Source organism: Ningiella ruwaisensis (genome assembly GCF_004798935.1).
GTDB classification, from domain to species: Bacteria; Pseudomonadota; Gammaproteobacteria; order Enterobacterales; family Alteromonadaceae; genus Glaciecola; species Glaciecola ruwaisensis.
On the sequence record NZ_RAHT01000001.1, the window covers coordinates 460550 to 479964 of the forward strand.

Sequence of the window (19415 nt, forward strand, 5' to 3'; positions counted from 1 at the left end):
TCCTAAGCTGCACGACTTCCGACAGAAACAACCTAAATATAAACTCAATTAACAGAGGCAGTCCTTTTTATGTGTGGTATTTTCGGTATTCTCGATATCAAATCAGATGTCACCGAGCTCAGAAGCAAGGCCTTGGAACTTGCAAAACTTCTTCGTCACCGTGGGCCAGACTGGTCAGGTATTTGGCACGATGAGCGTGCTATTTTATGTCACGAAAGACTGGCAATAGTTGATGTGGATACGGGCGCGCAGCCATTAATTAGTGATAATCAGCAGCATATCCTTGCGGTAAACGGCGAGATTTATAATCACAAAGAGTTAGAAAAAGCCCATTGCGCCGACTACAATTTTGCCACTCGCTCAGACTGCGAAGTGATCCTTCCTCTTTATCAGCGTGAAGGTGTGGAGTTTATTGATAAACTTCAGGGAATGTTTGCGTTCATCCTTTACGACAAAGATAGCGGCGATTATTTGATTGCTCGCGATCATATCGGCATTATTCCGCTTTACACGGGTTTTGACGAATTTGGTAATTTTTATGTCGCTTCAGAAATGAAAGCGCTGGTGCCGATATGTAAAACCGTGCAGGAATTCCCGCCTGGACATTACATGCTCAATGGCAAACTGGTTAAGTACTATCAACGTGACTGGATGTCTTACGACAATGTTAAAGATAACGAAACCAATCTTGATGATTTAAAAGCGGCATTTGAAAAAGCTGTTAAAACACACTTAATGTCTGATGTTCCTTATGCAGTGCTTTTGTCTGGCGGTTTGGATTCATCGCTGGTTTCTGCTGTGGCTGCTCGATACGTTGCCAAACGCATAGAAGATGAAGATAAAAGTGACGCTTGGTGGCCACGCTTGCACAGTTTTGCAGTAGGTTTGGAGGGCGCACCTGATTTGCTGGCGGCGAGAAAAGTCGCAGATATGATTGGTACCGTACACCATGAAGTTCACTTCACCATCCAGGAAGGTTTAGATGCAATAAGAGATGTGATCTACCACTTGGAAACCTTTGATACAACGACCATTCGTGCCGCGACACCGATGTATCTGATGAGTCGAAAAATCAAAGCCATGGGTATTAAAATGGTACTTTCCGGTGAAGGGTCTGATGAAATATTTGGTGGTTACCTGTATTTTCATAAGGCGCCAAATGCGAAAGAATTTCATGAAGAAACGGTTCGTAAACTGGACCGATTACATATGTTTGATTGCGCAAGAGCCAACAAAGCCACATCTGCCTGGGGCGTTGAAGCTCGCGTTCCTTTTTTAGATAAAGCCTTTATGGATGTGGCCATGCGCTTAAATCCAAAAGATAAAATGTGCCTTGATGGTCGCATGGAAAAATGGATTTTACGCAAAGCTTTTGATGACGACAGCTACCTTCCTGCTGAAGTGTTATGGCGGCAAAAAGAGCAGTTTGGCGATGGGGTTGGTTACTCATGGATTGATTCAATCCGCGATTTTGTCAACACACAAGTTAGCGACCAGCAATTGGCCACGGCTCAATATCGCTTCCCCATCAACACACCCGACACTAAAGAAGGCTATTTTTATCGCACCATTTTCGAAGATTTCTTCCCGCAAGAAACCGCAGCGAAATGCGTTCCTGGCGGTAAATCAATTGCCTGTAGCACGGTAGAAGCGCTTGAGTGGGATGCATCATTTAAAGAAATGGCAGACCCTTCTGGCCGTTCTATGAAGTCAGTTCACGCAGGTGAGTTTAAAAGCGCCCAGTGATTTGATGTCGAGTATATGCAAAATAAATTAAGCGGAGAGAACACTCCGCTTTTTTTTGTTTTAGTTATGCTTTTTTAGTTAGCTTTTTAGGCTATTGTGCATTTTTGTAAAAACTGCGTTCCGGAAAGTACCACAACTCTTGTTTTGATGTAGGCGTTAGCTTGGGAAGCAGCGGATTGGCCAACTGAAAATATCTGACGTTTTTCAGGTTTAAGCGTTCGATAGTCTCGCCAAAATGCTCCAGAAATAAGGCATCAAAACTGCCGTCTTCAATTGCTTTGTTTAATCCTGTTTCAATTAGCTTTGCCAGAGTGACGTTGCGTTTATTCACAAAAAAATACATAGCCGTTGGATATTGCAAAGCAATATCTGTTCGCAAAGCCAGGTTTGAGACTGAAGAACTTTCCAACTCTTGCTCTATTTCGATGACTGAACGAGGAAAAAAGTCAGCTTGTCCTTGCGATACTATATTCTTGGCATCCAGATAATCCCTCGAAGTCACCACATTAAATCCATTCGCCTGAAGTATTTTTGTATCCGGCCAGGCAATTCCCTGAACGGGCTCAAATGCCAACATATCATTTAAAGTCAAAATATCGGCTCGCATAAATGCGCTATTTTGCGGAGCAATAAACATGCGCCAGCCAATCAATCCTTTCGCAATCGGGATGCGAATAGGCAGTAACTCCTCTTCACGTGTAGCATCAGTCATCGACCAAAGAACATTAATTTCAAGGTTTTCTTCCAGACGTTTGACGGATTTAGCTTGCCGCATGGTATTTACTGAGGGTTTTAATTCATAGCGTACACCTGTTTTATCCAGGGCGAGTTCCAACAGGGCCAGCGGGTAATCGTAGCGTAAATCGTTATCCACCTGCGATTGAGGATAGGTGATCACCCAAATCGCCGCGCTTAACTGCCCTGAAATCATCGTCAAGGTAATGAAACATGCGAGCAAAAAAATGGCTTTGTGTTTACAACAATTAGAAGGCTGTTTGCGGCTCATGAGTTATTCAACCCCGATAAACTTGTGCGTTTGTAACGATAAACGCCAGTTGCGCGCAATACAAGTTTTTACTGCCAGTTCAGTTGCACGTTTTTGCATACTGATTGGCTGTAAATAAATCATGGGTAAGCGCTTTAACTGAACTGACGAGATCAAATCGTCAAGCTCCTGAATATGCTTTTCCATTGCAATGGCGTGTTTAATTTCATTGGCACGTAATACGGCAGATGGTAATATTTTATAGCCGCCTTTCATATTAATTTTAGGAGATAGCGTTACCCATGTTTTGTCATGACAGAGGATTTCAAAGGTACCGCTTGTTTCAATCTGAACTGAGAATCCTTTTTCAATCGCCATTTCAGTCAATGCGCGTAAATCATACATGCATGGCTCTCCACCGGTTAAAACAAGATGCCTTGCAGCGTAGCCATGTTGCTGAAAAAGTGAAAACAAAGCCTTGGTATCGGCTTTAAAATAGTCCTCACTATCTTCATTTTGACGCATGATCACATCTGCTGCGCGCAGCCTATCTTCGTGAACGTCCCAAGTATGCTTGGTATCACACCACGGGCAGCCCACCGGACAGCCTTGTAAACGCACAAAAATAGACGGCACACCGGTAAATGCCCCTTCCCCCTGAATGGACTCAAATACTTCATTGACCAATAGGTCTGTCATAGCTCTCTCTTATCAAGCGACAATAAAATACGCTTTATCGTCGCTTTGCTTTGGTATTTTGCACTTATTTCACTTAAGATCGCGATTATACACATAAACTTCACTTAGGTAGATATGTCGACCTCAACGCACGCATCCCAAGCAGATAATTCAACAACTGAAAACCATCGAAAAGTCGTCGTTATTTATTCCGGCGGCATGGATAGTTATACCGTTTTACGACAAGCGGCACTTGATGGATTTGAGGTGTATCCTGTGTCATTCGATTACGGTCAGCGCCACAAAAAAGAGCTGCTTCTTGCTGAATCGGTCTGCAAACGCTATGGCTATCCTTTTAAAATTGTTGATGTTTCTTCCATTAATCAGCTATTGAAAGGCTCTGCCTTAACCGATGACATCGACGTGCCTGAAGGACATTATGAAGAAGCGTCGATGCAGCAAACGGTTGTCCCTAACCGAAACATGATCATGCTTTCCATGGCGGTAGGTTATGCCGTATCAATTGGTGCCGAGGCTGTTTATTTTGGGGCGCATTCTGGCGACCATGCTATTTATCCTGATTGCAGAACAGAGTTTATGGAAAAAATGAACGATGTCTGCCAGATTGCCAACTACGAACCTGTTGAGATTAGAGCGCCTTTTATTGCTCATAATAAAATAGATATTCTCAGAGAAGGCTTGCGCCTGGGTTTGGACTATTCTGAAACCTGGACCTGCTACAAGGGACTGGAAAAAGCCTGTGGCAAATGTGGCTCATGTCAGGAAAGGTTAGAAGCGTTTGCAAAAAACGGGGTCAAAGACCCCATCGATTATTTTTGACTTTCTGAAACAAAATACTCAATTTCTTTGATGCAATAACGTAGCACCGGGTTTAATCGTGTGTTTTTGCCGTTCATTACAAAAAGATCGTGAGCAAAGGGAAAGAGCGAACCCTGAGCAATTGGCACAAGCCCCGTGGCGGCGCCCTGCTCTTTTGCCATGTAGTCGGGCAATAAGCCTACGTATTCGCCGGTCATAATCGCTGCCATACACACTTCAAACGAATCGGAAAAGGTTTGAATACTCAGGCGCTTGTCATTCCAGATGTAATTGGAAGACGACAAGCCAGAGATACCTATGGCCGGATAATCTTCAATATTCACATTATCTGGTAGCGCTTCTGCATCACGATACTTTGCAAGAGGATGAGTTGGTGAACAATACAAACGCCCTTCGCATTTAATGCCAACAGGGTGGAACATAACCGATTCAGGCTTCACCATGTCATAGGTCGACAAAACTAGATGGCATTCCCCCGACAGAGCAACGTGCTCTACCTCATTATATAAGCGAGTTTGGATATTCACGTGAATATCATCAAACTTTTTCATGGTGCTTTTTACTGCTTTTGCAACCGCGAGCTGCATTGATGTGGCAAGACCCGACATCAAGACAATGGTAATATGACCTGAATAATCGTCGTGCAGGCTTTTCAGGTTAAACACAAAATTATCGAAAGCATTAAATATCCGCTTGGTTTCCTGAAAAACCACCTCACCTTCTTTGGTCATTTGAAAGCCACCTCGGCCACGATGACAAAGGACAAGATCCAGGCGTTCTTCTAACTTTTTGATAGCAGCGCTTATGTTAGGACGCTGCATGCGCAGCACAGGCTCGGCAGCAGTAAAGCCATTGCAAGATGCAACCGCATAGAATACTCGTAACAATTTAATGTCAGATTCCTGCAAACGGTTAAGCATATTTACTCCTTGAAAAGTGTTACAAAACGGGGCTAATACGAGTGCAATACGCACTACCTAGACCTTGACTAGTTATAGTATTAACTAAGTTATCGTTTTACATAACTAAAACTTTACACTTTTCTGTAAATTTGCGCAAAAATTATAAGCTTTACGAAAGTTTAACCACTTCAGCGCGCAAAGACTCTACTTCATCCCTTAGAGAGGCGGCCTTTTCAAATTCTAAATCACGCGCATGCTCAAACATACGCTTTTCTAGCGCAGAAATCTGAGCCATCAGATCTGTCACCGACGTGACTTTCGCGACTTTTTGTTTCTCTGCTACTTTTTTCAGTCTTACTTTACCTGATGCAGGATGTGCAGATTCATCACCAATATCCATAATATCTGTGATGGCTTTATCTAATTTCATCGGCGTAATGCCGTTTTCAACATTATGCGCTTTTTGTTTTTCTCGTCTGCGGTTAGTTTCATCAATCGCTTTTTTCATCGAGCCGGTGATGGTGTCGGCATATAAAATTGCTCTACCGCTTAAGTGACGAGCGGCCCGCCCAATGGTTTGTATTAATGATTTTTCAGCCCGTAAAAATCCTTCTTTATCTGCATCTAAAATAGCAACCAGCGACACTTCGGGCATGTCTAGGCCCTCTCGTAACAGATTAATTCCCACTAGTACATCGAATTTGCCTAAACGTAAATCGCGAATGATTTCAATACGCTCGACGGTATCAATATCGGAGTGCAGGTAACGAACACGTACTCCGTGCTCATTCAAATACTCGGTTAAATCTTCCGCCATGCGTTTGGTTAAGGTTGTAATAAGCACGCGCTCGTCAAGTTTCACCCGCTTGTGGATTTCAGACAGTACATCGTCTACCTGGGTGGCAACCGGCCGTACTTCAATTTCCGGATCAAGCAAGCCGGTTGGCCGCACAACTTGCTCAATGACGTCGCCGTCGGATTTTTCTAGCTCGTACTGCCCCGGTGTAGCAGAAACATAAATTGTCTGCGGCGAAATATGCTCAAACTCTTCAAATTTTAGCGGCCGGTTATCAAGTGCCGAAGGAAGTCTAAAGCCATATTCCACTAGCGTTTCTTTACGAGAACGGTCTCCTTTATACATCGCGCCAATTTGCGATACCGTTACGTGTGATTCATCAATAAACAAAAGCCCATCTGCTGGAAAATAATCCAGCAATGTTGGTGGCGGCTCGCCAGGGGCTCTGCCGGATAAGTATCTTGAGTAGTTTTCAATACCAGAGCAGTAGCCAAGCTCCAGCATCATTTCGATATCAAACTGAGTGCGTTGTGATATCCGCTGCTCTTCGAGTAATTTATGGTTATCTTTAAGTTGTTTTTGCCTTTCTTTAAGCTCACCTTTAATGCTTTCTATCGCATTTAGTATTTTTTCCCGTGGTGTCACGTAGTGCGTTTTGGGAAATACTGTAGTACGAATAACATCTTTTTCAACCGCGCCGGTTAATGGGTCAAAAAGGCTGATTTTTTCAATCTCTTCGTCAAAAAGCTGCACTCTGACTGCCTGTTTTTCACTGTCGGCAGGAAAAATGTCAATAACATCACCACGCACACGAAAAGACCCGCGTTCAAACGCTATATCGTTTCGCTTGTATTGCAATTCAGCAAGGCGTCTTAATATGTCACGTTGGTCCATCAAGTCGCCTTTGCGCAAATGCAAAAGCATTTTCATGTAACTTTGCGGATCACCCAAACCGTAGATCGCTGAAACCGAAGCAACGATAACAACGTCGCGACGTTCCATCAGTGCTTTGGTTGCAGACAGGCGCATTTGCTCTATATGATCATTAATAGATGCGTCTTTTTCAATGAAGGTATCGGTGCTTGGAACGTATGCCTCAGGCTGATAATAATCGTAGTACGAAACAAAATATTCCACTGCGTTGTTGGGAAAAAAGTCTTTCATTTCTCCATATAGCTGGGCAGCCAATGTTTTGTTATGAGCAAGTATGAGCGTAGGCCGTTGCACCTGAGAAATTACATTAGCCATGGTAAACGTTTTGCCTGAGCCGGTCACGCCAAGCAGTGTTTGCCGAGCCAGTCCGCTGTCTAATCCATCTACCAATGCTTCAATTGCCTTGGGTTGATCGCCCGCAGGCGAGTACTTTGAAACAAGATCAAAGCCTTTACTCATGACACACCCTTATTTAGTAAAGTAGATTGTGTTTGTTCGTATTGCATGCGTGATTTGTTCAACTCTTTGTTAAACCAATAATATGAAAGCAGCGCGGTAACAAAATTTGCAACAACGCAGCCTATAAATAAACCCTTCAATCCGTAAACCAGGCTGCCTATATACGCGAATGGCACATAACAAATAAAGAGGCGCACAATAGATAAGACTAATGCAGCCATTGGCCGGTGCATAGCGTTAAACGAAGAGTTGGTTAGTATTATGATTCCCTGCAAACCATAGCCGACGGGTACAATTAACAAAAATAAAATGATCAGTTCTCGAACACGCTGTTCGCTGGCGAATATATCAGCGATGAAGGTGGACAATAAAGCAAGAACGACAAATACAGCCAACTGCCAAAGCATGACGAACTGTAAGCTAATTTTATACGCGATTTTAATACGATGATACTCGCTTGCTCCAAAATTCTGGCTAATAAACGGGGGTAAAGACATTGAGAGCGCTAAAACAAGTATACTGGCAATGGACTCTAGTCTGTTACCTACGCCCCATGCAGCGACTGCTTCGGCACCATAACTTGCAACAACGGCAGTTAGCACTCCGCCGGCGATAGGAGTTAGCATGTTCGCGCCCGCGGCAGGTAAGCCGATTTTTAAAACACCGCTCGCTGCCTGTTTAAAATCTGCGAAGTTAAGTAACTTTGGTTCAATAAGCTGACGTTGATAGGCCAATAAATACAAAATCCATATCACACAGACTGCCCACGCAATACAAGTGGCAATAGCCGCGCCTTGTATGCCAAAGGCGGGAATAGGCCCCCAACCAAAAATCAAAATAGGGTCAAGTAAAGCATTAATTCCGCCACCCACTGCCATAATAATACTCGGCGTTTTAGTGTCTCCTGATGCGCGCAGAACGCTATTTCCAACCATAGGGATCGCAAGCAAGACGCCGGATAAAAACCAAACGCCCATATATGCATGAATAAAGGGAAGCAAACGGTCGCTTGCACCCATCAGGCTAAATACAGGATTAATTAATAAGTATCCTACGAGGCAAAGCAAGCTTACCAAGATAAACGATAACATGAGTGCACCGCTTGCAATGGATTTTGCGTGTGTAGCGTCACCACCGCCTAAATATTTACCAATAATTGCAGAGGTGCCAATGCCTAAACCGATATTTAAACTAATAACAGTAAAGGTAACGGGAAAAGTGAAACTGATCGCAGCAAGCTCATCTGTGCCGAGTAAGCTTACAAAGTAGGTATCGACCAAAGAAAAGGTCATTAACATCACCATCCCTAAGATCATAGGAACAGTCATTTTGCGCAGCGTAACTGGAATATCGTCTTTTACTAAATTCCGCGCTGAATGATTCGATTTCACGATTGCTCAATCACTTTTTTTAATCTGATGAAATGGTATAAAGACTTTGCAAATTTTTGCATATCGTGTTCAGTTAAACACTTTTACAGTAGTGCAATGCTTGTGAATACTAACCGTTTATAAACACTAATAGTTAGAACGTGTTTATCTTTATTTATTAATTGTGCTGGATTCTAAAATATTACGAATGGGAATCTTTTTCAGATTACGCAAGCACTTTCCTTAAGATAACACACAAAAAGATTTATTCAGCCTCCTTATATTAAACTTAAGAATAATTTTCGTCATAAAAACGTCATAAACCCAGAATTTGCAACGCCAATTAAATGCCACATTTTAAAATTCATCATAAATTTCGTGAATATCAGAAAAAGATGCACACAGGCAGACGAACAATTTTCACAAAAGCAAGAAAATAAATACGAATTCATCCAGCAAATTCATAAATCATTGTAATACATATATTTTTTTAATTTTTAAGAAAAATTTCATTTCTTTATTGACATTTTATTGAGAAACATATTTTAAATTTAAAAATTTCATTCACACACTTATCCACAGAAAAGGTGGATAACTGAGTGCGCCTTAATAATGACGCTTGCTCCATCTTAATTGTTCATTTTTTATGTGAGTTGTTACTAACCATTCAGTGTCTGTGCTTGTATGACAGATTTATTAAGCACTGTCCGAATGTACAGTAATCAATGCTTTTTTAATTCTTTTTTTGACTTAATAAGAAAAACAAATGAATTTTTGTTTATAAGTATTAAATATAGGAACTTAATGAACAAAGATAAACAAGCTCTATTATTTAGTTAATAAAACAACCAATTTCTCTGGGCTTCGCATAATAAGCAAGCAACTAAATGAGCTTCAGCATGTACATCCGTTAATATTACGACAAATAATAAGGTTTTACGTTCAAACGCTTTAAATATATACAAAAAAGCGCAATTGTTTATTGACAGTCAGGTAGATGCTCATTAATATGCGCATCCGTTAAAAGTCAGGTCCCCCTTAGCTCAGTTGGTTAGAGCGACGGACTGTTAATCCGCAGGTCCCCCGTTCGAGTCGGGGAGGGGGAGCCACTTTTAACAAACTTTCATTTATGCGAAATTCCCCCTTAGCTCAGTTGGTTAGAGCGACGGACTGTTAATCCGCAGGTCCCCCGTTCGAGTCGGGGAGGGGGAGCCATTCTAAGCTAAGGCTTACGTCACAATTTCTTTGCGTCTTTGCATCAATTCTCAAAATTAATCTAATTCCTTCTGCTTTTCACAATACCCTTACAGATAACGTGTTGTTTAATGACAATTAAAAAGCGATAATTCGCGTCATCTTTCTCGGTCTCAATATAAACTGGATAAGCACGCGGTAATGACTGAAATCTTGTTGCTCCTGTTAGGGACAGTTTTGGTAAACAATTTTGTCTTGGTCCAATTTTTAGGGCTATGCCCTTTTATGGGCGTTTCAGGCAAACTCGAAACAGCAATGGGCATGTCAATGGCTACCACATTTGTGTTAACGGTAGCTTCAATGAGCAGTTATCTAGTTGAATCCTATATCTTACAACCGCTGGGTATTTCTTATCTGCGGACCTTGTCGTTCATTCTAGTTATTGCGGTAGTTGTCCAGTTTACCGAGATGGTTGTCAGAAAAACGAGTCCCAGTCTCTATCGCCTGCTTGGTATATTTTTACCGCTTATTACAACCAACTGCGCGGTACTCGGCGTTGCGCTGCTAAACACAACCAAGCAACACAACTTTTTAGAGTCAATTGTATATGGTTTTGGCGCGGCCCTTGGCTTTTCTTTTGTGCTGATTTTATTTTCAGCCATGCGGGAAAAACTGGCTGCAGCCGATACGCCCGCTCCCTTTAAAGGCGCGTCCATTGCGATGATTACGGCTGGCCTTATGTCACTCGCCTTCATGGGGTTTACGGGGTTAATTAAATGACTTTAACCCTCATTGCTATTCTAGTTGTCTCTGCTATCGCTTTAATTTTTGGCGCGCTTTTAGGTTACGCGTCAATTCGTTTTAAAGTGAAAAGCGACCCATTAGTTGAGCAAATTGACAACATATTGCCACAAACACAGTGCGGTCAATGCGGGTATCCTGGCTGTCGTCCTTACGCAGAAGCTATCGCAAATGGGGATGAAATCAACAAGTGTCCGCCCGGTGGTGAAGCAACCATCAAACAGTTAGCTGACTTAATGGGTAAAGAGCCAAAACCATTAGACGCGGCTCACGGTGTTGAAGACATTAAAAAAGTTGCCTTTATTCGCGAAGACGAATGCATTGGATGCACAAAGTGCATTCAGGCTTGCCCGGTTGATGCAATATTAGGTGCAGCAAAGCAAATGCATACGGTGATCATTGATGAGTGCACAGGTTGCGATCTTTGTGTTGACCCCTGCCCTGTTGACTGCATCGATATGGTTCCATTGAACGACAAAAGCGAAAATTGGCAATGGGACTTTACGCAAGTTCCACGAAGTGACGAAAACCTCGGTGATATTCCTGTTAGGCAGCTACAGTAGTTAAATAGTAAAGCAAAGGCAATCAAGGTAAGTATAGTAAAAACGATGAGTATGTTTGCAGATTACGATCAAATAATGGAAAGAATTGCCACGCAGCGATTGTGGGATTTTCCTGGTGGCGTGCACCCTGTTGAGCGTAAGTCGCTTTCTAATCAAGAATCAATTGCCAGATTACCCTTACCTGAGCTTGTACACATTCCTGTAAAACAACATATTGGGGTCAATGGTGAAATAATCGTAAACGTGGGTGACAAAGTGCTACGTGGACAGCCACTTAGTAGCAGTGACAATGCCTTTTCTGTGCCGGTACATGCATCAGTCTCCGGAGAGATTATTGCAATTGATGAACACGTGGCTGCGCATCCTTCGGGCCTTAAAGAGCTGACTATTAGCATCCGTTCAGACGGCCAGGATACTCCCTTTAATTACGAACCATTAAGCGACTATAGCACGCGTAGCAAAGCTGAAATAATTAGTGCCATTTGTAAGGCTGGCATCAGTGGAATGGGCGGTGCGGGTTTTCCTACTCATTTGAAATCAAATAATGTAAAACCTATTGAATTTTTAATTATTAACGGAATTGAATGCGAGCCCTATATTACCGCTGACGATCGCTTAATGCGCGAACATGCCTGGCAGATAAGACAAGGTATTGATATTCTCAACCATCTATTGCAGCCCAAACAAGTGCTGGTTGCGGTAGAAGATAACAAGCCGGAAGCGTTGAAAACCTTATCAATCGCCTGTCAGCAAGAGGACCACTACCAAGTAGTTAGCGTCCCTACCAAATATCCTGCCGGCGGAGAAAAACAGCTGATACAGGTTCTGACTTCACGCGAGGTACCCTCTGATGGCCTCCCCGTCGACGTAGGTTGCCTGATGTATAATGTTGGGACCTGTTATGCAATTGCCGATGCAGTCATAGAAGGAAAGCCGTTAATAGAACGTGTTGTAACGGTAACGGGTGAAGCCTTGGCAAAACCAAGAAATGTTTGGGCAAGAATTGGCACGCCTGTCAAAGATTTACTCACCTTTGCAGAGTATGATCCAAACAAGCAAAGCTATCCAAGAATTATTATGGGCGGTCCCATGATGGGCTTTACTCTTAGCTCAGTGCAGGTACCTGTGGTAAAAATCACAAATTGTTTGTTGGTGCCTGCCCACAAAGAGCTTCCACTGGTTGAAGATGAGCGAGCGTGCATCCGCTGCTCAGCGTGCGCGGATGCCTGTCCGGTATCGCTATTGCCTCAGCAAATGTTCTGGCATAGCAAGGCAAAAGAGTACGAAAAAGCGCAGGAATATAATCTGTTTGACTGCATAGAATGCGGCGCCTGCGCCTATGTTTGTCCAAGCGAGATCCCGCTGGTGCACTATTACCGAAAGGCAAAGGCGGATATCAGACAGCAACAAATCGAAAAAGAAAAAGCAGAAAAGGCGCGCATTCGATTTGAAGCACGCAAAGCTCGCCTGCAACGAGAAAAAGAAGAGCGTGAAGAAAAGCATCGCAAAGCGGCAGAAGCTCGCAAACAGGCTATGAATAAAGATGGCGGCGTAGCTCAAGATAAAATTGCGGCGGCCCTTGAACGTGCCAAGGCCAAAAAAGCTGCGGCGCAAGCAAAAGCGCAAACCTCTCCTGATGAAGCGAAAAAACAAGCGCAGAGTGTTCCGGCAGCAAGCGCGACAATTGTCACCAGTCAAGACGATAAGCAAGCGAAGGTGGCGGCTGCCATAGCGAGAGCCAAGGCAAAAAAGCAAGAGCGCGCCAAACAACAGGAATCTGCGCCGGCATCTCAAGAGACATCCGCTAAAAAGGTAGACAAACCCAGTAATGAGTAAACTAAAGGTAGCAAGCTCTCCGCATCACCATAATCAACGCGATACCGGACAGGTTATGCGTTTAGTCGCCTATGCCTGTATACCCGGTATAATGCTTCAAACCTGGTATTTTGGGGTTGGCGTATTGATACAAATAGCGCTTTGCATGCTTACTGCGATTGTGACCGAAGCGCTTATAGTCGAATTACGCAAAAAAAATACCGAACGCGTGATAAAAGATTCAAGCGCAGCCCTTGCTGGACTTCTATTAGGCATTTGCCTGCCACCATTAGCACCTTGGTGGATAGCCGTAATAGGAAGCTTTTTCGCGATTGCCATAGTAAAACAAGCTTATGGCGGTTTGGGATTCAATATGTTTAATCCCGCAATGGCTGCCTATGTTATGTTACTGATTTCTTTTCCTGTTCAAATGACCTCTTGGCTACCGCCGATAAGCCTGGCCGAGCTAAATTTCAGCATTTTGGATGCAATTTATACCGTATTTACCGGCTTTACCATAGATGGTTATAGCATAGAGCAGCTGCGCGTTGGTGCTGATGGTGTGAGCATGGCGACTCCCCTTGACCATGTTAAAACGTCGTTGGTAGAGGGTTACACCGTGCAAGAAGCTTTGCAAACCCCCATTATGTCGGGTGCCTGGGGGCTGGGTTGGGCGCAAATCGCGATAGCCTACCTGGTGGGTGGCATTGCGCTGATAAAGCTAAACGTGATTAATTGGCATATTCCCGGAAGTATGATCCTGGCCGCTATGCTCACCGCTTTAATATTGCACCTTGCTGATAGCTCTCAATATGCGTCTCCTGCCTTTCATTTTTTAAATGGCTCTTTGGTGATTGGAGCATTTTTCATTGCAACCGACCCTGTATCAGCGGCTACTACAAATAAAGGTCGATTGATTTTCGGTGCATCTATTGGCGTCTGGATTATTATTATTCGAACATGGGGAAGTTATCCCGACGCGGTGGCCTTTGCCGTGATACTCATGAATATGGCGGTTCCGCTAATTGATTACTATACGCGTCCTAGAACTTACGGGCACAAACTAAAAACCTCGGCAATCAATAACAGTGAGGACGATTAGTATGTGGACTTTTATCTCTCGAAATGGACTCATACTTGCTGGCTTTGCCGTTGTGTCAACAGGGCTGATTGCAATGACTTTTTATGCCACTAAAGACGAGATTGCAGCTGCACAAGAAAAGCAACTTTTAAGTGTATTAAATGAGCTTGTTCCCCATGACAAGCATAGTAACGAACTGCATACCGACTGCATAATCGTTAAGGCCGACCCACTGCTGGGTAATCAGCCTCAGCGCATTTTTAGAGCGCGCCAAAATGGTGACAACTATGCCGCGATAGTCGAAACCACCGCACCTGATGGTTATAGCGGTGACATAGAACTCGTTGTCGCAGTAGATACAAACTTAAACTCTTTAGGTGCACGAGTGATTGCGCATCGAGAGACGCCCGGTCTTGGAGACAAAATTGATTTGCGCATAAGCGATTGGATCAAGTCTTTTACTGACGTGAGCTACTCAGAAGAAACCAGAAGCCGCTGGCAAGTAAAAAAAGATGGCGGTCAATTTGATCAGTTTACTGGCGCAACCATTACGCCGCGGGCAGTAGTAAACGCCGTTAAAAACGCGATCATCTACGTGGAACTGCACGGACAAAGCATATTTGAAAGTCCTTCCAGCTGCGGCGCACCCGATACATTGGTAACACCTGATATCGCAAGTACCGGCAGCCAGACTAATAATCATACTAATGGGCGATATCAATGAGTGAAGATAAAGGCAAGTCACAATATACAGACGAGCTAAAAAACTTAAGTATCCAAGGTATTTGGAAGAATAATCCTGCTATTGTGCAATTGTTAGGCTTATGTCCCTTGTTAGCTGTGACAGGTTCTGTTGTAAATGGTCTAGGACTAGGCCTGGCCACAACGCTGGTGCTTTTAGGTTCAAATATTACCGTGTCCTTAGTGCGAAACTTTGTACCTAACGAAATACGTATTCCGATATTTGTGATGGTAATTGCTGCCTTTGTTACGGTTATTGAACTTATTATGCACGCTTATACTTTTGAGCTTTATCAGGCACTTGGAATATTTATTCCGCTGATAGTAACAAATTGCGCGATCATTGGCCGCGCTGAAGCCTACGCCTCTAAAAACCCCGTGCAGTTTGCTGCGTTTGACGGATTGATGATGGGCTTAGGTTTCACCATCGTTTTGGTCGTTTTGGGCGCAATGAGAGAATTGCTTGGCTTTGGCACCTTATTTGATGGAATGGAGCTGTTATTAGGCGAGTGGGCAGCAAACATGACACTTGTTATTTATGACACACAAGCCAATTTTTTATTGGCCATTTTACCGCCTGGTGCGTTTTTGGGCATGGGCTTGTTAATCGCCGCAAAAAATCTGATTGATGGTGCAATAGCCAAGCGCAAAGCGCAAAGTGAACAAAAAGTAGTACAGCGAGCACGTGTGACAGGAACGGATTTATGAATAAAGAGAAACGCTTTCAGATACTTTCCCGATTGCGTGAAAATAACCCCCACCCTACTACTGAACTTAATTTTAGCTCACCATTTGAGCTTCTCATTGCCGTTATTCTTTCGGCGCAAGCTACAGACGTTGGTGTTAATAAAGCCACTGACAAGCTGTTTCCGATAGCAAATACACCAGAGGCGATATATGCATTGGGTCTAGAGGGCCTAAAAAGCTATATTAAAACGATAGGGTTATTCAATTCAAAGGCAAAGAACGTTCTTGAAACCTGTCGCATTCTGATTGAGAAACATAACTCACAAGTGCCAGAAGACAGAGAAGCTCTTGAAGCGCTTCCCGGCGTTGGCAGAAAAACGGCGAATGTTGTATTAAATACGGCTTTTGGCTGGCCTACTATAGCGGTCGATACCCACATCTTTCGTGTGAGTAACCGTACTAAGCTGGCGATGGGTAAAAATGTTGACCAAGTTGAACAAAAATTATTGAAAGTTGTGCCGAAAGAATTCAAGGTTGACGTGCATCACTGGTTGATTTTGCATGGACGTTATACCTGCGTGGCTCGAAAGCCAAGATGCGGCTCATGTATCATTGAAGATTTGTGTGAGTTTAAAGATAAAGTCGAGTAATCACTCGCGCTTTCATTGAGTTAACTTTAATCATCCAGGCCCATTCGTCTACTGTCGCATTTGCATGACTTCTGGCTTACCTTATCTGCTTTTGAAACGATCAATCTTCTCACTTCCAAAGTAGTAAAATACAAATATAGAACAAAGGTAAGTTAAATGGTAAAGCCTCTTGCCGCTCTTTTGTTTTGCTTAAGTATTACGGCCAACTTTGCTGCTCGTGCTGATTATGCAAAAGGGTGTGAAGACCCTGATTACGCGCAATATATGAAGCAGCGATATGCGCATTTTGAAGCTTTGAACCGTCGCTTATTCAACGAGACCTTGCAGGACTATGAACGAAGCCTGGCAACAAGCACTAATCCTTATCAAGTCATAGGCGATTTAAGTCGTCACCTTCGATACAGTGCTCAATTTGAACCTGTAGAAGTGGTGAATGCCAAAATTGATCGGATTTTTGAACATGCAGAGGCACTCAGTTTAGAGCAACAAATTGCCGGTGAAGTGGTTGACCGTTTCAGTAGCGAATCTCATTCAGTGGGCATTGCCAGAGCCTGGATAGCTTACCGACAAGAAAATTACGAACTGGCCTTCACCGAGTTATTGCAATCACTTGAAATTAGCGACTCTGCAGTATTAAGCACCTTTGGCCCTGATCTTGAACTCATTCGCCGAATGTATCGTGATGGTCATGTTGCGCCTGTTGTGGCATATATCAATAAGACCGAGGAATTCTGGAAAGGAAGGCGCCCTGACAGTCTTCGCTACGTATGGGAGGTAATGATTGAGGCTCAGTGTGCCATTCAGTTTGATTTTGTAGACACCATAAAAGCACTGGAGCTTGGCTTGAGAGTCATGGACGTTAATCGGGATTATGGACTCAGTCGCTGATACTACTTTAATTCGCTCCACAACTGAGCCGACCAATCACGCATAAGAACAGAAAAAACGCTGTAATGGCAATTAGCTAATTGACTGAAAGACTCACGACTGAGGCGCTTCAGTCGCTTTTACCCGCTTTGGCTTGTCGGGATTATTACTCACACGGCCAAGAATATATCCCGATAAACCGCCTAGCAATGCAGATAGCTCTTTGCTTTCAAGCACGCCCATAATGCCAAATAAAATAATCGAAATCACAATTAAAAAGATCGTAACAAACTGAATACCCTTTTCACCAGCAAAAATCGACTCTGCAATGTTTTCTTTTTTAAGCGCAATGACGTAAAAGCCAATAATCACAATCGCAACTAAAGCTACAAAAGCGATACTGGTCATCATCCTGAAACTGTTTCGCTCTTTCTCAAGGTTAAAAAGGTTACCAAGCTTAAGCTCTACAGCTTCTGCCCGATTAACTGAATTTAACAATGCGTTTTCCACTAACTGTAAATCAAGCTTCATCTGTTCCAACTCTTCAATTCTGCGCTCATGCGCTTCAATTGTGGATTTATCTGTGGAGATATAGCCACGAAAGGTATTTAGGCGCTGCATTTCTTCGGCAGTTGGGTTCTCGATTTTTTCAAGTTCAGCGATATCTTTTTGCGTCTGCAGCATCATTTGATCTATTCTAACAATTTCACTCTCCAGATATTTCGGATTTTCGTAGGAGAGTATCGCGCTAATAGAATCACGCTTAGCTTTTAAGGTGTTTTGTTCGTTCAATAAACTTTTGCGTAGCGCCACTAATTCTTGAAAGTCATCAGATAAAACTTCTCTCGCCTCCGCAACAGTGACCACCTGAGTGGTATTTTTGGATGGCTCGCTTCTAGTTTCTCCTGCCCTCGTTTCATCAGAAAACACAGAAGCACTAAATAAAATGAAAAAAGAGAGTAAAAAAAGTCGAAACAACATAGCGTATTTACCTTTTACGAGTTGGATCAAGGCGCGAAAGTAAATACGAATCAATTTTACGAACTGCTGCGCGGTTTGATTTTGTTTTATTTTTATACAGCATTATGTAGCAACAATAGCAGTGAAAAAGTCCTAAGCCAATAACATTTGAGTGCAAGAAAAGCAGATACTCATTTATCAAGCGGCTTATTTTCGGGCCCAGAGGACTAATGCCGAAAAAAATGAGGGAAGAAAAGTCGTGTCATTATTGTTTCATTATTGCTTCATTGCTCTTTTGTTGTCTTTTTATCGTCATACATATCAAATATGCTATTGAGTTAGTGTAATCATTGAAAAGACAAGGCTATGAATACCAGACATTTTTTAATCTCTACGACCACTTGCATTTGTATTCTGCTATTTAGCGCTAAAAGCCTCGCGTTTGATTTGATAGCACACCGCGGCGCATCGGGCTTTTTACCAGAACATAGCAAAGAAGCTTTAGTATTAGCCTTTATGCAAGGCGCTGACTATATTGAGCAGGATTTGGTTCTCAGTAGAGATAACGAATTAATCGTATTGCATGATATTCATCTGGAAAATGTGACAAATGTTGAAGTGCTCTATCCACAGCGTAAGCGTAAAGACGGTCGCTGGTACGCAATAGACTTTACGCTTGATGAGCTTCGAAGTTTAAGCCTTCATGAGCGCACTAATAGCGACGGCAAACTTGTATTTGCGAACCGCTACCAGGGGGCGGCGCATTTTACTGTTTCGACCTTTGCAGAACATGTTGAACTCGTGAGTGAACTTAACCGGCAATTGAATAAAAATGTCGGTTTGTATCCTGAAATAAAGTCTCCCGCCTGGCATCTTGAGGAAGGAAAAGATATAGCAAGCCTTCTTGTAGATGAACTTAATCGACTGTCGCTTAATTCAAAAGACGCTCGAATATTCGTTCAAAGTTTTGAACCTGAAAGTTTAAAAAGACTTAAATTTGAGCTTGGTGCCAAAACCAAACTGGTACAGCTAATCGCTGACAATAGTTGGGGAGAATCATTAACGGATTACAATGCTTTGCAAACTTCTGAAGGCCTGCAAAATATAGCAAGCTATGCAGATGGCATTGGTCCGTGGCTACCGCAAGTGTATGATTTTAAATCACAGCAACCCACAGCATTGATTAAACGTGCAAAAGTACAAGGTTTACTGATTCATCCGTACACATTCAGAACAGATGTGATCGACAAGCCAGAACAAGCATTTGAAGCCTTAAAAAGCCTGGCCGTCGACGGCGTATTCAGCGACCAGATCATGCCTTACATGCTTAAGTAAATAAACCAAACA

General features: G+C 43.0%; 17 protein-coding genes and 2 tRNA genes. 13 read left to right on the forward strand and 6 right to left on the reverse strand.

What is annotated here, in order from left to right:
• Positions 1-69: 69 nt before the first annotated feature.
• A complete protein-coding gene (asnB, locus tag D6V41_RS01905) occupies positions 70-1746 on the forward strand; it encodes an asparagine synthase B (protein WP_136249793.1) in 1677 nt (558 codons plus the stop codon).
• Between the two features lie 91 nt (positions 1747-1837).
• Here asnB and D6V41_RS01910 read toward each other — a convergent pair whose 3' ends face one another.
• Both D6V41_RS01910 and queE read right to left on the reverse strand, forming a co-directional pair.
• On the reverse strand, positions 1838-2752 hold the full coding sequence (locus tag D6V41_RS01910; RefSeq protein ID WP_241664397.1) for a transporter substrate-binding domain-containing protein: 915 nt from the start codon (positions 2750-2752) through the stop codon (positions 1838-1840).
• 3 nt (positions 2753-2755) lie between these two features.
• Positions 2756-3430: a 7-carboxy-7-deazaguanine synthase QueE gene (gene queE, locus D6V41_RS01915; RefSeq protein ID WP_136249794.1), complete on the reverse strand. Its 675-nt coding sequence runs from the start codon at positions 3428-3430 to the stop codon at positions 2756-2758.
• Positions 3431-3544: 114 nt separating this feature from the next.
• On the opposite strand from queE, the gene queC reads away from it, so the two are divergent.
• Positions 3545-4249: a 7-cyano-7-deazaguanine synthase QueC gene (gene queC, locus D6V41_RS01920; RefSeq protein ID WP_136249795.1), complete on the forward strand. Its 705-nt coding sequence runs from the start codon at positions 3545-3547 to the stop codon at positions 4247-4249.
• On the opposite strand, the gene D6V41_RS01925 is transcribed toward queC, so the two are convergent.
• The 3 genes from D6V41_RS01925 to D6V41_RS01935 form a co-directional block, all read right to left on the reverse strand.
• Positions 4240-5169 (reverse strand): LysR family transcriptional regulator, encoded by a 930-nt coding sequence (locus D6V41_RS01925; RefSeq protein ID WP_136249796.1) that lies wholly within the window; start codon positions 5167-5169, stop codon positions 4240-4242. The genes queC and D6V41_RS01925 overlap by 10 nt on opposite strands.
• Positions 5170-5320: 151 nt before the next feature.
• Positions 5321-7339, reverse strand: a complete 2019-nt coding sequence (gene uvrB, locus D6V41_RS01930) for an excinuclease ABC subunit UvrB (protein WP_136249797.1) — start codon at positions 7337-7339, stop codon at positions 5321-5323.
• Positions 7336-8733: an MATE family efflux transporter gene (locus D6V41_RS01935; protein ID WP_241664411.1), complete on the reverse strand. Its 1398-nt coding sequence runs from the start codon at positions 8731-8733 to the stop codon at positions 7336-7338. The genes uvrB and D6V41_RS01935 overlap by 4 nt, the downstream gene beginning before the upstream one ends.
• Before the next feature lie 1008 nt (positions 8734-9741).
• Here D6V41_RS01935 and D6V41_RS01940 point away from each other — a divergent pair.
• From D6V41_RS01940 to D6V41_RS01985, 10 genes are all read left to right on the forward strand, one after another.
• A tRNA-Asn gene (locus D6V41_RS01940) sits at positions 9742-9818 on the forward strand.
• Positions 9819-9847: 29 nt separating this feature from the next.
• Positions 9848-9924 (forward strand) — tRNA-Asn (locus tag D6V41_RS01945).
• Between the two features lie 180 nt (positions 9925-10104).
• On the forward strand, positions 10105-10683 hold the full coding sequence (rsxA, locus tag D6V41_RS01950) for an electron transport complex subunit RsxA (protein ID WP_136249798.1): 579 nt from the start codon (positions 10105-10107) through the stop codon (positions 10681-10683).
• Complete coding sequence (gene rsxB / locus D6V41_RS01955) at positions 10680-11267, forward strand: electron transport complex subunit RsxB (protein ID WP_136249799.1); 588 nt, start codon at positions 10680-10682, stop codon at positions 11265-11267. The genes rsxA and rsxB overlap by 4 nt, the downstream gene beginning before the upstream one ends.
• 51 nt (positions 11268-11318) lie before the next feature.
• Positions 11319-13103: an electron transport complex subunit RsxC gene (gene rsxC / locus D6V41_RS01960; protein ID WP_136250071.1), complete on the forward strand. Its 1785-nt coding sequence runs from the start codon at positions 11319-11321 to the stop codon at positions 13101-13103.
• Positions 13096-14184: an electron transport complex subunit RsxD gene (gene rsxD, locus D6V41_RS01965; RefSeq protein ID WP_136249800.1), complete on the forward strand. Its 1089-nt coding sequence runs from the start codon at positions 13096-13098 to the stop codon at positions 14182-14184. Before rsxC ends, rsxD begins: the two co-directional genes overlap by 8 nt.
• A gap of 1 nt (position 14185) precedes the next feature.
• A complete protein-coding gene (gene rsxG, locus D6V41_RS01970) occupies positions 14186-14887 on the forward strand; it encodes an electron transport complex subunit RsxG (RefSeq protein WP_136249801.1) in 702 nt (233 codons plus the stop codon).
• Positions 14884-15612 carry an electron transport complex subunit E gene (locus D6V41_RS01975; RefSeq protein WP_136249802.1) on the forward strand — a complete coding sequence of 243 codons (729 nt, stop codon included), beginning with the start codon at positions 14884-14886 and terminating at the stop codon, positions 15610-15612. The genes rsxG and D6V41_RS01975 overlap by 4 nt, the downstream gene beginning before the upstream one ends.
• Positions 15609-16241, forward strand: a complete 633-nt coding sequence (nth, locus tag D6V41_RS01980; protein WP_136249803.1) for an endonuclease III — start codon at positions 15609-15611, stop codon at positions 16239-16241. Before D6V41_RS01975 ends, nth begins: the two co-directional genes overlap by 4 nt.
• 156 nt (positions 16242-16397) lie before the next feature.
• Positions 16398-17129, forward strand: coding sequence for a hypothetical protein (locus tag D6V41_RS01985; protein ID WP_136249804.1), 732 nt, complete (start codon positions 16398-16400; stop codon positions 17127-17129).
• A gap of 93 nt (positions 17130-17222) precedes the next feature.
• Here the strand turns inward: D6V41_RS01985 and D6V41_RS01990 are convergent, their stop codons facing one another.
• Entirely contained in the window at positions 17223-18089 is an 867-nt protein-coding gene (locus tag D6V41_RS01990; protein WP_136249805.1) for a hypothetical protein, read from the reverse strand.
• A 345-nt stretch (positions 18090-18434) separates the two neighbouring features.
• Between D6V41_RS01990 and glpQ the strand changes: the two genes are divergently transcribed.
• Positions 18435-19403 carry a glycerophosphodiester phosphodiesterase gene (glpQ, locus tag D6V41_RS01995; protein WP_136249806.1) on the forward strand — a complete coding sequence of 323 codons (969 nt, stop codon included), beginning with the start codon at positions 18435-18437 and terminating at the stop codon, positions 19401-19403.
• Positions 19404-19415 lie beyond the last annotated feature (12 nt).

What these genes read in the sequence shown, in the direction of transcription:
- asnB (WP_136249793.1), top strand. Translation starts at nt 70, where the DNA reads ATGTGTGGTATTTTCGGTATTCTCGATATCAAATCAGATGTCACCGAG.
- queE (WP_136249794.1), bottom strand. Translation starts at nt 3,430, where the DNA reads ATGACAGACCTATTGGTCAATGAAGTATTTGAGTCCATTCAGGGGGAA.
- D6V41_RS01975 (WP_136249802.1), top strand. Translation starts at nt 14,884, where the DNA reads ATGAGTGAAGATAAAGGCAAGTCACAATATACAGACGAGCTAAAAAAC.
- nth (WP_136249803.1), top strand. Translation starts at nt 15,609, where the DNA reads ATGAATAAAGAGAAACGCTTTCAGATACTTTCCCGATTGCGTGAAAAT.
- D6V41_RS01925 (WP_136249796.1), bottom strand. Translation starts at nt 5,169, where the DNA reads ATGCTTAACCGTTTGCAGGAATCTGACATTAAATTGTTACGAGTATTC.
- D6V41_RS01990 (WP_136249805.1), bottom strand. Translation starts at nt 18,089, where the DNA reads ATGTTGTTTCGACTTTTTTTACTCTCTTTTTTCATTTTATTTAGTGCT.
- rsxC (WP_136250071.1), top strand. Translation starts at nt 11,319, where the DNA reads ATGTTTGCAGATTACGATCAAATAATGGAAAGAATTGCCACGCAGCGA.
- queC (WP_136249795.1), top strand. Translation starts at nt 3,545, where the DNA reads ATGTCGACCTCAACGCACGCATCCCAAGCAGATAATTCAACAACTGAA.
- D6V41_RS01985 (WP_136249804.1), top strand. Translation starts at nt 16,398, where the DNA reads ATGGTAAAGCCTCTTGCCGCTCTTTTGTTTTGCTTAAGTATTACGGCC.
- rsxA (WP_136249798.1), top strand. Translation starts at nt 10,105, where the DNA reads ATGACTGAAATCTTGTTGCTCCTGTTAGGGACAGTTTTGGTAAACAAT.
- D6V41_RS01910 (WP_241664397.1), bottom strand. Translation starts at nt 2,752, where the DNA reads ATGAGCCGCAAACAGCCTTCTAATTGTTGTAAACACAAAGCCATTTTT.
- rsxD (WP_136249800.1), top strand. Translation starts at nt 13,096, where the DNA reads ATGAGTAAACTAAAGGTAGCAAGCTCTCCGCATCACCATAATCAACGC.
- uvrB (WP_136249797.1), bottom strand. Translation starts at nt 7,339, where the DNA reads ATGAGTAAAGGCTTTGATCTTGTTTCAAAGTACTCGCCTGCGGGCGAT.
- rsxB (WP_136249799.1), top strand. Translation starts at nt 10,680, where the DNA reads ATGACTTTAACCCTCATTGCTATTCTAGTTGTCTCTGCTATCGCTTTA.
- glpQ (WP_136249806.1), top strand. Translation starts at nt 18,435, where the DNA reads ATGAATACCAGACATTTTTTAATCTCTACGACCACTTGCATTTGTATT.
- rsxG (WP_136249801.1), top strand. Translation starts at nt 14,186, where the DNA reads ATGTGGACTTTTATCTCTCGAAATGGACTCATACTTGCTGGCTTTGCC.